Origin of the sequence: Sphingomonas sp. (assembly GCF_035317925.1) — a bacterium.
Taxonomy (GTDB): domain Bacteria; phylum Pseudomonadota; class Alphaproteobacteria; order Sphingomonadales; family Sphingomonadaceae; genus Sphingomonas_I.
The window spans coordinates 1-10880 of sequence record NZ_DATHFV010000094.1 but is presented as its reverse complement, the minus strand read 5'-3'; the positions used below and the strand labels follow the sequence as shown (position 1 = coordinate 10880).

The window sequence follows — 10880 nt, the reverse complement described above, 5'->3', positions numbered from 1 at the left end:
CTGGCCGGTCTCGATCCGCTGATGCCGGACGACGAATGGGATGCGCTGGGCGGCGGGGAGGGTGGTCGGCAGATCGAGACCCATCCCCAGTTCGTATTGCGCGAAATGCTCGACCGCATCGGTGTGGCGCGCGGAGAAGTGCGAGAATGGCCCGGCGACGCGGACGATCCCGCGCAGGACCGCGCTTTGCTGATCAGCAATGTGATGAAGCCCGCCGCCTTCACCGACGGCTGGCAAGCGCTCGCCGCCACGCCGCCGGAGACGATCCGCGCGGTCGAACTGGCGAACCCCGCCGCGGAAGCACAGGCTATCGCCATCGCGCTGCGCGAGAGCGTGGAGACGCCGGGCCGCACCGCCGCTTTGGTGACCCCCGATCGGGGTCTGGCGACCCGCGTCGCCGCGCACCTCAAGCGCTGGGGTATCGAGGCCGACGATTCGGCCGGTCAGCCTTTGTCGCGCACCCCGCCCGGAACCCTGCTGGGAGCGGCGGCGGACGGAGCGGCGGAGAATTTCGCCCCGGTGACCCTGCTCGCCTTGCTCAAGCATCCGCTGGTGCGTGCGGGCGAGGCGCGCCTGGCCTGGCTGGAGGATGTGCGTCGGCTCGATCGCGCGCTGCGCGGACCGCGTCCGGGGCCGGGGCTTGCCGGGATCACGCGCTTTCTGCGGGAGGGCGACGACCGCACCCGCGACCTCCGCGCGGCGGTACTCGATTGGTGGCAAAGCCTGCTGCCGATCCTGGAGCCGCTCGAGACCGCCTTCGCCGCGCACGAGCCGCGATTGGCCGATCTGCTGGCGGCGATATCGGACGCGGCGAGCGCGCTCGCGGGCGACGAGGCGTGGAGCCGGCCCGCGGGCCGCGCCGCCGCCGATCTTATGGCCGGTCTGCAGGCGAGCGCGGACGAGGGGCCTCGTGTGGTCGGCGCTCGCGCTTTTCCCGCTTTCCTCCAGGCAATGGCGGACGCGGTCGCGGTCCGCCCGCCGCAAGGTGGCCATCCGCGCGTCTTCATCTGGGGTCTGATCGAGGCAAGGCTGCAGCAGACCGATCTCGTCATCCTCGGCGGGTTGAACGAAGGCGTCTGGCCAAGCTTGCCCGCGCCCGACCCCTGGCTCGCCCCCGCGATCCGGGCCGAATTGCGGCTGCCCGGGCTTGAACGACGGATCGGTATCGAGGCCCAGCAATTCGCGGCGGGCCTGGGCAACAAGCAGGTCTTGCTCACCCGCGCCCGGCGCGATGCGCGCGCACCGGTGGTCGCCTCCCGTTTCTGGCTGCGGCTGGTCGCGATGACCGGTGGCGTCGCCGGCGATGCGCGGCTTCAGCATTGGACCGACGCGATCGACCGCCCCGCTGGACCGTCTATGCCGGTAGAGCAACCGCGACCACGCCCCCCGGTCGCGGATCGCCCGAAACGGCTCGCCGTCACCAAGCTCGATCGGCTCAGGGCGGACCCCTTCGCTTTCTATGCCGATGCGATGCTCAAGCTGCGCGCGTGGGACAATGTCGATGCCGATCCCAGCGCGGCCTGGCGCGGCAGCGCGGTCCACAAGATATTCGAGGAATGGATCAAGCTCGACGACTACGATCCCGAAAAATTGCGCCCGCGTGCGGAGAAGCTGCTCGCCGAAACCGCGGCGCATCCCGTGCTGCGCACCTTGTGGGCGCCGCGCCTGCTCGAAGCGATCGAGTGGGTTGCAGCCGAGGTGGCGGAAGGCCTTGCGCAAGGCCGCCGTCCGATCGCGGCGGAGCGCAAGGGCGTGATCCAGGTTGCCGGGATCGACCTGGAAGGCACGGTCGACCGGATCGACCGATTGGCGGACGGCGGCCTCGCCATCGTCGACTGGAAGACGGGCAAGCCACCCTCCAAGCGCGCGGTGGCGGAAGGTTATTCAATGCAATTAGGGCTGCTCGGCCTAATCGCGGAGAAGGGCGGGTTCGCGGATATCGAAGGGCGGCCCGAAATCTTCGAATATTGGTCGCTTGCCGCCAAGGATGAGAGGCTCGGGCATTCGACCAGCCCGGTCGGTCTTAACAAGCAGGGGCAGGGGATTGCCGCTGCCGATTTCACAGCTCTTGCCATGCGCACACTGACCCGCGCGGTCGAGGAATATTTGAAGGGCGACGCGCCGTTCGTGGCAAAACTCAAGCCGCAATATGCGCCATATGGCGATTACGACCAGTTGATGCGGCTCGACGAATGGTATGGTCGCGGTCCGGGCGGAGGCTCGTCGTGAGCGCATCTATCCTGCTGCTCAATCCGCTCGAGGGTGCGCAGAAGCACGCCTCGGCGCCCGACAGCCAGATCTGGCTGTCGGCCTCGGCGGGGACGGGCAAGACGCATGTGCTTACCGCGCGCGTGCTGCGCTTGCTACTCAACGGCGCGCCGCCCGAATCCATTCTGTGCCTGACCTTCACCAAGGCGGGTGCGGCCGAAATGTCGGAGCGTATCCAGGCCCGCCTCGCGGCGTGGGTGCGCATGCCCGAGGAGAAGCTGCAGCGGGAGCTGTTCGCGCTGCACGAGCCGGGCGACCAGCCGGCGATACGCCGCGCGCGCCGCCTGTTTGCGCGTGTACTCGACGCACCTGGCGGTGGGCTGCGGATTCAGACGATCCATGCCTTCTGCCAGACCCTGCTCGCCGGCTTCCCCGCCGAGGCCGGGCTCGCGCCAGGCTTCCAGCCGCTCGAAGGGCGCGCCGAGGCGGCGCTCCGTCGCGCTACGCTCGGAGATATGCTGGTTACCGCCGAACGCGGCGGCGACAGCGGCCTGATCCGCGACATCGAACGTCTCAGCCGCCGCCTTGGTGAGGAGAAAGCCGAACGTTATCTCTCGCGCTGCGCCCGTGCGATCGAGGCGATGCGCACGCTGGGATCGCGCGAAGGGATTGAGGCGCGCGTACGGACTGCGCTTGAAGTGCCGTTAGGGGATGTAGAGGCATTTATTGCCGAGCGGGTCACCGACGAGGCGTTCGATGTGGTCTGCCTGCGCCGCATCGCCTCTGCAAACCGGCAATGGGCAACTGCGCGCGGCAATGAGCGAGCGGATCGGATTGAACGCTGGTTGGCCGCACCCGCCGCGGAGCGTACCGCCAGCCTTCTCGATCTGCATGGCGCTTGGGCGAAGAAGGGCGGCGACCTTTTCTCCTTCGGTAAGGGGCAGGCACCGCAGGTCGATCACTATGAACCGGACTGCACCGTAGCGCATGCGCAGGCGGACGCCTTGCTGGCGCTACGCAGGCGCGCCGAGCTGGCGGCCCTGCTGTCGGCCGGCCTGCGTGCGGGGCAGGCCTATGCGGCTGCTTATGCCAAGGCCAAGCGTGCGCAGGGTTCGGTCGATTTCGACGATCTGATCCGGTTGGCCACCGCCTTGCTGAAACAGCCGGCAATAGGACAGTGGATTCGCTACAAGCTCGACCGTCGCACGGACCATATTCTGGTCGACGAAGGGCAGGACACGAATCTCAGCCAATGGGAAATCGTGATCGCGCTGGCTGATGAATTCTATACCGAACAGTCAGCCGCAGAACGTCCCGAGCGCACTATCTTCGCAGTGGGTGACTTCAAGCAGGCGATCTTTGGCTTTCAGGGAACGGATCCGCTCTACTTCAGATGGGCGCGGGGTAAGTTCCAACAGGCTGTGGAAGAAAGTGGGCGGGAGCTGCAACTTCTGTCCCTCGACCGCTCTTTCCGCTCGACCGGCACGGTGCTGGCGGTGGTCGACCGGTTGATCGAGCAACTCGGCCCTGACCGGCTCGGCCTGTTCGACCCGGCCGAACGCCATCTGACCGCGCGGGGCGACCTTCCCGGCACGGTCACCTTGTGGAAGCCGGTATCGCAGGATCTCGACGCGCTGGTTGACGATGAAGGCGAGGAGGGCTGGATTGACGATGCCGCGCGCGACTTCGCCAAGAAGCTCGCCCGACAGGTCCGGCAGTGGATCGATCAACCCTTATGGCTGGCGGGACGCGGCCGCGCGCTGCGGCCCGAGGACGTGCTGATCCTGGTGCGCAAGCGTGGCGATCTCGCCTCGCTGATCGTCGCGCGCCTTCACGCCGAGGGCGTGGCGGTGGCGGGCGTCGACCGGCTCAAGCTCACCGCGCCGCTCGCGGTGCGCGATCTGATGGCGGCGATCCGTTTCGTGCTGCAGCCCGAGGACGATCTAAACCTCGCCGGCCTGCTGGTCTCGCCCTTGTTCGGACTGAGCCAGGACGAGCTCTATAGCATCGGTTTCGGTCGGCGCGGCAGCCTGTGGTCCGCGCTTCAAGGACACAAGGCCGCTGACGAACTGCGTCAACTGCTCGCCCGCGCCGATCTCACCAGCCCGTACCAGTTCCTCGAAACCATCTTGTCGGGGCCGCTCGACGGGCGGCGCAAACTGATGCACCGCCTCGGCGGCGAGGCGCGCGATCCGATCGAGGAATTATTGAACGCCGCGCTCGCCTTCGAAGGCGAGGCGACGCCGACGCTGCAGCGCTTCCTCGACTGGTTCGACCGCGACGAGGTCGAGGTGACGCGCGATCCCTCGGCGCCGCGCGATGCGGTCCGCGTGATGACCGTGCACGGCGCCAAGGGCCTGCAGTCACCGTTGGTGATCCTCGCCGACGCGACCGGCAATCCTGACGCTGCCCCGACCAATGTGATCGACTGGCAGATCGGTGAGGAGCCCGACGCGCTGCCCGTGTTCCGGCCGCGCAAGGCGGAATTGGCGGGCTCGCTCGCCGAAGCGCTAGCCAAGGTGGAGAAGCGCGAGCGCGAAGAACATTGGCGCCTGCTCTACGTCGCGGTGACGCGTGCCGAGGAGCATCTGGTAATCGGCGGTGCGCTCGGAATGCGCGCGCGCGGTCAGGTGCCGCCGGAAAGCTGGTATGCCGCGCTCGATGACGCGCTCGAGTCGCTCGGCGCGGAGGAGGTGGCCGATCCGATCTGGCATGGCGCCCGCCATTTCACCGATGGGACGTCGCAAGCGAACTTGCCCGAGGCGCAGGCGCCCGCCGACGCCGATCCGGCGCCTCCCGCCTGGCTGCACCGCCCTGCGCCGCTGGAAAGCCGTCCGCCGCGCCCGCTCGCGCCCTCGTCACTCGGCGAGGATCGCGTTGCCGATCCGCCGCCTGGACCGGCCTTGCTTGCCGCCGCCCGGCGCGGGCGCCTGCTCCATGCCCTGTTCGAACGCCTGCCCGGCGTGCCGCCTGAAACGCGCATGGGGGTGGGCCAGCGCTGGCTCGATCATTCGGCGGGCGTGACCGATGCGGCCGAGCGCGAGGCACTGGTCGGCGATGTGTGCGCGATCATCGCCGATCCGGCTTATGCCGCCATCTTCGCGCCCGATGCGCTGGCTGAAGCGCCGATCGCGGCGGTGCTGCCCGACGGCCTTGTCGTCGCCGGCACGGTCGATCGCCTGCTGGTCGAGGCGAACCGCGTCCTCCTCGTCGATTTCAAGACCGGCCGCCGCGCGCCTCCGGACCTCGCGAGTGTGCCCGAACATCATCTGCGCCAGATGGGCGCTTATGCCGCCGCACTCGCCATGATCTTTCCCGGCCGCACGATCGAGGCGATGCTGCTCTACACCGCCGGACCGATCCCGATCGCTCTGTCGCCGGCTGTTCTCGACGCGCACAAGCCTGGCTTGGGCGGGGCGGAGCAAATGCTTGGTCTCGACGGTTGAGTGAAGCCGCCCGCCTGCCTACATCTGGCCGTAACGAGTTTCATGGAGATTCCATATGGCTACCAAGAAGATTACCGATACGTCCTGGGAAAGCGACGTTCTTAAGGCCGATGGGCCGGTACTGGTCGATTTCTGGGCGGAATGGTGCGGACCGTGCCGGATGATCGGCCCCGCGCTGGAAGAAATTTCCGAGGAGCTGGGCGAGAAGGTTACGATCGTTAAGCTCAATATCGACGAGAATCCGGAAGCGCCCGGCCGCTATGGTGTGCGCGGCATCCCGACGATGATCCTGTTCAAGGGTGGTGCCCCGGCCGCGACCAAGGTCGGCGCTGCGCCAAAGAGCCAACTCAAAGGTTGGCTCGAAGCCGCGCTCTGATCATCGTTTCGGCGACGAATTGACATATTTTTGCGGCCGGCGGTTGTCGAAACTGCCGGCCGTCGAGTTTTTGTTATTGACAAGTTGCGATCGACGGATCGTGCGGGCTCGATCGGCGTTACGCCCCTGAATGTTTCAGGGAGTGCGTTGCATGGGTATCCGTAGCGTCGGACTGGGCGTCTGGCTTGCCGCCACCGCGCTGACTTGCCTCGCTTCCGTTTCCGCCGCTTCGGCGAGCGATATCGCGGTCTCGACCGCGCAGGCCGGTACGCATTGGACGGAAGGCGCCGCGCGCGACCTGATCGTCGCGATCGAGGATTCGCGGGCGGAAGGCCTCCATCCCGCCGACTATAATCTCGCCGGGCTGAAGCGCGTTGCCACGGATGGGGAGGGTGGCGCGCTCGACGCGCTCGCCACCGTCTCGGCGTTGGCGCTGGCGCATGATTATTATTTCGGCCGGGTGTCGGATCGATCGGACATGCAATGGATGATCCAACGCTCGCCTTATGAGGCGGTGCAGCTTCCCGCCCGGCTCCAGGCCGCGATCGACGACGGCAAGGTGCAGGAGTTTTTTGCCGCGCTCCTGCCATCCGACCCGCATTACCAGGCACTGCGCAGCGCGCTCGCCGATATGCCGACCGGCGCGGCTCGAGACCGGCTGCGCGTGAACATGGAACGCTGGCGCTGGATGCCGCGCTCGATCGCGACCTCCTATCTCTACGTCAACGTGCCCAGCTACAAATTGCGCGTGGTCGAGGACGGCGTGCAGCTTTCCTCTTACGACGTCGTCGTCGGCGCCAAGGATACGCCGACGCCGCAGATGGTCAGCCCGACCGGCTCGTTCGTCGTCAATCCGGCCTGGTACGTGCCCGCCAGCATCGCCCGCAAATCCGGGCTGCGCGCAGGGCGGGGCGGCTTTACCGGCCGGCACAATGCCGACGGCAGCTATACCGTGATGCAGCCGCCCGGACCGCGCAATGCGCTCGGCCGGATCAAGTTCAACCTGGAAAACGACCAGGCGATCTACCTGCACGACACCAACGCCAAGGCGGCGTTCAACCGTGATCAGCGCGCGCTCAGCCACGGCTGCGTGCGGGTCAAGGACATCGATCAGCTCGCGGCCGAACTGATGAGCCAGGGGCAGGGGGATCCGGCGACACTGGAGGAGGCGCTCGCCAAAACGCAGACCGCGACCCTGCGCCTGCCGCAGACTTGGCCTGTCTATATCGTCTATTTCACCGCGGATGCGGACGGCAGCGGCGACATCACCACCTATGGCGATCCCTACGGCTATGACGCCAAGGTGCTGACCGCGCTCGACGGCAAGCCGCTACAGGTTGCCTCGAACTGATGCTCGATCGTCATTCCCGCGAAGGCGGGAATCCATAAGCTCAGACGCATCGGCTCCATCGTGCCGTTCGAGAATATGGATCCCCGCCTTCGCGGGGATGACGGCACATGAAAAAAGGGCCGCCCGGCAACCGGGCGGCCCTTTCTTCTAACCGAATGGCTAGGCGATCACTCCATGTTGGAGGTGTTGTCGCCCATCATGTTGTCGGCCGCATTGCTGCTGTTCGCATCGGTGGCCGCCATGTCGTTCATGCTGCCTTCCGCGTTCATGTCGGTCATCGACACGTTCTCGGTGGTGTTGGTGGTCTCGCTCTTGCAGGCCGCAAGGCTCAGAGCGGCCGCCGCGACCATCGCAACAGCAGTGGTCTTCTTGATGATGTCTCGCATGTCAGACTCCCTAGAATATCGATTTGGACCGGGTTTTGTTGGACCATTACCCAAATCAGCGCTGACCTTACCATAAAGCGCAGGCGCCTCAAGCGCGAATGATACCTCGTGTAAGCGATTGAAGGAATTGGGGGAATCCTTCACGCAGCGCGGCGTCCAGCGTTTCCCGCGACGAATTGCGCTGCAACGCGGCAAGACTGGTGACGGGGTATTCGGCGATTCCACACGGCACGATCGCGTCGAAATGCGTCAGGTCGGGCTCAAGGTTGAGCGCGAAGCCGTGCAATGTCACCCACCGCCGGACGCGTACCCCGATCGCGCCGATCTTGGCCTCGCGCCCGTCGGGGCCATCGACCCAGATGCCGATCCGGCCCGGCGCCTTGCGCGCTTCGACCCCCAAACGGCCGAGCGCGCCGATCATCCAGTCTTCCAGACTCGCGACATAGCAGCGCACGTCGCGCCCGCGCGCTTCCAGGTCGAGCAGGACATAACCGACGCGCTGGCCCGGCCCATGATAGGTGTAACGCCCGCCGCGTCCGGCACGATGGACCGGGAAACGGCCGGGTTCCAGCAATTCGCTTTCGGTGGCGCTCGTCCCTCCGGTGATGACGGGCGGATGTTCGAGCAGCCAAACCAGTTCGGATGCCGTGCCTTCTCGAATCGCGGCGGCGCGCGCCTCCATTTCGGCCAGGGCCTCGGCGTAATCGGTGAGGCCGGGCGAAACGCGCCATTCGATCTCGTTTGCGGGAGCTGCCATCGTGCCGCGCATGTGGCGCGCACGGGGCGTCTGTGCAAGCAAGCGCTCGATTGCCTTTGGTTCGTCGCCCGACGATAAGCCGGGCGAACAGGAGGAACGGGTCTGGTGAAGTCGCTTTCGATCGAAGAGGCCCTGCAGTGGACGCAGCGCTTCGCCGCGCGTGAATGGAAATTGCTGCTGCCGGTGGCCTTCGCTTTCCTCGCGCTGCCGCCGATGACGCTGCGTCTGTTGCTGCCGGCGCAGATCGCCAACGCGATGACGCCGCAAACGCTCGCGCCCCTGCTGACAAGCGTGCCTTGGCTGATGCCAGCGGAGCTGATCGTCGCCTTGATCACCTTGGTCGGCGGGCTTGCCATTGTCGCCCTCGCGCTGGTGCCACGCATCAGTGTACGCGAGGCTCTGGGCCTCGCGTTTCAGCGTCTGCTCGTATGTGTAGCCGCATTGATCCTGTTGGCTTTGTTTGTTGTGATCGTGGCGACCATCGCGGCCATTCCGATTCAGTTGGCGAGGCTCGCCGTACCGGTGCAGCAGGCCGTATTGGTCTGCGTTATGCTCGGTCTAAGCTTTTTCCTTTCGATCCGCTTGATCGCGCTTGGACCGGTCGTGATTGCGTCGCGAGCGGGACCGATTGCCTCAATCAGGCTGGCGTGGGAACTGACGAGCGGCGCCTTCTGGCGGCTGTTGGGCGCGGCTCTGGTTTATGGCATAGGCGGAACGGTAGTGGTTGCTGCCTCGGCTTTCGCGCTGGGGGCGATTTTCGTTCTCGGTGCCAGGGCGGCCGGTGTGCCCGAGCTTGGGCCCGCGCTCTACACAATCTATCTGCAGCTGATCACGGCCGTATTCTGGACGGGCTTCCACGTCCTCGTCGTCGCGCTCTACCGTCAGTTGGGCGGATCGATCAGGGGCACGTGAGGCGCGGCCTCGCGCGGCAGTAGGCCGAGCAGGCGTGGATCGGCGAACGTCTCGACAGCGCGCGCAAATGGCACGAAGCCATGGCGGCGATAAAAGCCAAGCGCACCCGGATGGTCGAGCGTGCAGGTGTGCACCCACATCCGCGCCACATCCTTGCGCCAGCCGCTCGCGAGCGCCTGCGCCATCAGCCAATTGCCATGGCCCTTGCCGGCAAGCTCGGGCACCAGCCCGAAGAAAGCGATCTCGCATTCGCCGCCCACGCGGAAATCGAGTTCGAGCAGACCGATCTCGATCCCGTTGCGATCGACCACCGCGCTGACCTCGACCGCCGGATCGCGGATGATCGCTTCGAGCGCGGCATCGTCGAGCAGCAGGCGCGAGAACCACAGCCATGGCGCGCCGACACGGTTGAAGAGGGTGCGATAGGCGTTTGCGGCCGGTTCCTTCCACCGCGCCAGCCGCAAGGGTGAGGCGGGCAGAGGGCGTGGCTTCGGCCGTTCGCGCAGCTCGAGCGAGGTGACGATCGCGGCCAGTTCGCCCGGTGCAACCGGGGTCAGCATGCGCTCATTCCCACGCCGCGACCGGCGGCAGGCTCATCAGGATCGCGTCGACGTCGCCGCCGGTCTTGAGCCCGAACAGGGTGCCGCGGTCATAGATCAGGTTGAATTCTGCATAGCGGCCGCGGAAGGCGAGCATCGCCACGTGATCCGCCTCGCTCGATTCCATCCCCATCCGCCGGCGCACGATTCGCGGGAAGATCTCGAGGAACGTCTCGCCGACCGCGCGCACGAACGCGAAATTGGTGTCGAAATCGCCCTCGACATGATCGAAGAAGATGCCGCCGACCCCGCGATGGACCTGGCGGTGCGGGATATAAAAATAATCCTGGGCCCATTTGGCGTAGCGCGGATAGTCGCCCGGCCCGGGATGCGCCTCGCACGCGGCGCGGAAGGCAGCGTGGAAGTCGTCTGTATCCTCCGCGATCGGCAAAGGCGGGTTCAGATCGGCCCCGCCGCCGAACCAGCGTTTGGTGGTGGCCAGGAATCGGCAATTCATATGCACCGCGGGCACGTGCGGATTGGCCATGTGCGCGACCAGGCTGATTCCCGTGGCGAAAAAACGCGGATCCTCGCCGGCGCCGTGGATCGTCTTGGCGAATTCGGGGGCGAAGCTGCCGCCCACGGTCGAGACATTGACCCCGGCTTTCTCGAAAACCTTACCTTTGATCAGCCCGCGTACGCCGCCGCCGCCGCCCTCGCGGTCCCACGGCGTGTAGGAGAATCGCGCGTCACTGCCCGCTTCCTGCTCGATGCTTTCGAATGCAGCGCAGATGCGGTCGCGCAGGCTTTCGAACCAGCGCCGGGCCTGCTGCTGCTCCGCGTCGAGCGTGATTTCCGGGGTGGCGGTCATGGCCGCAGCCGATGCCCGCGCATGGCGCATATGA

At 66.4% G+C, this 10880-nt stretch carries 9 protein-coding genes; 5 read left to right on the top strand and 4 right to left on the bottom strand.

What is annotated here, in order from left to right; all coding sequences use genetic code 11:
* From addB to VK533_RS07305, 4 genes are all read left to right on the top strand, one after another.
* Nucleotides 1-2229: double-strand break repair protein AddB (addB, locus tag VK533_RS07320; protein ID WP_324376209.1), on the top strand; the 2229-nt coding region annotated here is incomplete at its 5' end.
* On the top strand, nt 2226-5654 hold the full coding sequence (addA, locus tag VK533_RS07315; protein ID WP_324376208.1) for a double-strand break repair helicase AddA: 3429 nt from the start codon (nt 2226-2228) through the stop codon (nt 5652-5654). The genes addB and addA, both read left to right, overlap by 4 nt.
* A 55-nt stretch (nt 5655-5709) precedes the next feature.
* Nucleotides 5710-6030 (top strand): thioredoxin TrxA, encoded by a 321-nt coding sequence (gene trxA, locus VK533_RS07310; protein ID WP_324376207.1) that lies wholly within the window; start codon nt 5710-5712, stop codon nt 6028-6030.
* Between the two features lie 151 nt (nt 6031-6181).
* A complete protein-coding gene (locus VK533_RS07305) occupies nt 6182-7381 on the top strand; it encodes a L,D-transpeptidase family protein (RefSeq protein WP_324376206.1) in 1200 nt (399 codons plus the stop codon).
* 167 nt (nt 7382-7548) lie between these two features.
* Here VK533_RS07305 and VK533_RS07300 read toward each other — a convergent pair whose 3' ends face one another.
* Nucleotides 7549-7767 (bottom strand): hypothetical protein, encoded by a 219-nt coding sequence (locus tag VK533_RS07300; RefSeq protein ID WP_324376205.1) that lies wholly within the window; start codon nt 7765-7767, stop codon nt 7549-7551.
* An 88-nt stretch (nt 7768-7855) separates the two neighbouring features.
* On the bottom strand, nt 7856-8524 hold the full coding sequence (gene lipB, locus VK533_RS07295; RefSeq protein WP_324376204.1) for a lipoyl(octanoyl) transferase LipB: 669 nt from the start codon (nt 8522-8524) through the stop codon (nt 7856-7858).
* A gap of 171 nt (nt 8525-8695) precedes the next feature.
* Here lipB and VK533_RS07290 point away from each other — a divergent pair, with 171 nt between their 5' ends.
* The gene (locus tag VK533_RS07290; RefSeq protein ID WP_324376203.1) at nt 8696-9436 is read left to right on the top strand and encodes a hypothetical protein; all 741 of its coding nucleotides are present in this window, start codon (nt 8696-8698) and stop codon (nt 9434-9436) included.
* Here the strand turns inward: VK533_RS07290 and VK533_RS07285 are convergent.
* Nucleotides 9406-9996: a GNAT family N-acetyltransferase gene (locus VK533_RS07285; RefSeq protein WP_324376202.1), complete on the bottom strand. Its 591-nt coding sequence runs from the start codon at nt 9994-9996 to the stop codon at nt 9406-9408. The genes VK533_RS07290 and VK533_RS07285 overlap by 31 nt on opposite strands.
* Before the next feature lie 4 nt (nt 9997-10000).
* Nucleotides 10001-10876 carry an oxygen-dependent coproporphyrinogen oxidase gene (hemF, locus tag VK533_RS07280; protein ID WP_324376210.1) on the bottom strand — a complete coding sequence of 292 codons (876 nt, stop codon included), beginning with the start codon at nt 10874-10876 and terminating at the stop codon, nt 10001-10003.
* Nucleotides 10877-10880: the final 4 nt, after the last annotated feature.

Excerpts from the sequence above, each read along its gene's own strand:
- VK533_RS07305 (WP_324376206.1), top strand. The coding sequence starts at position 6,182 with ATGGGTATCCGTAGCGTCGGACTGGGCGTCTGGCTTGCCGCCACCGCG.
- lipB (WP_324376204.1), bottom strand. The coding sequence starts at position 8,524 with ATGGCAGCTCCCGCAAACGAGATCGAATGGCGCGTTTCGCCCGGCCTC.
- trxA (WP_324376207.1), top strand. The coding sequence starts at position 5,710 with ATGGCTACCAAGAAGATTACCGATACGTCCTGGGAAAGCGACGTTCTT.
- VK533_RS07285 (WP_324376202.1), bottom strand. The coding sequence starts at position 9,996 with ATGCTGACCCCGGTTGCACCGGGCGAACTGGCCGCGATCGTCACCTCG.
- hemF (WP_324376210.1), bottom strand. The coding sequence starts at position 10,876 with ATGCGCCATGCGCGGGCATCGGCTGCGGCCATGACCGCCACCCCGGAA.
- VK533_RS07300 (WP_324376205.1), bottom strand. The coding sequence starts at position 7,767 with ATGCGAGACATCATCAAGAAGACCACTGCTGTTGCGATGGTCGCGGCG.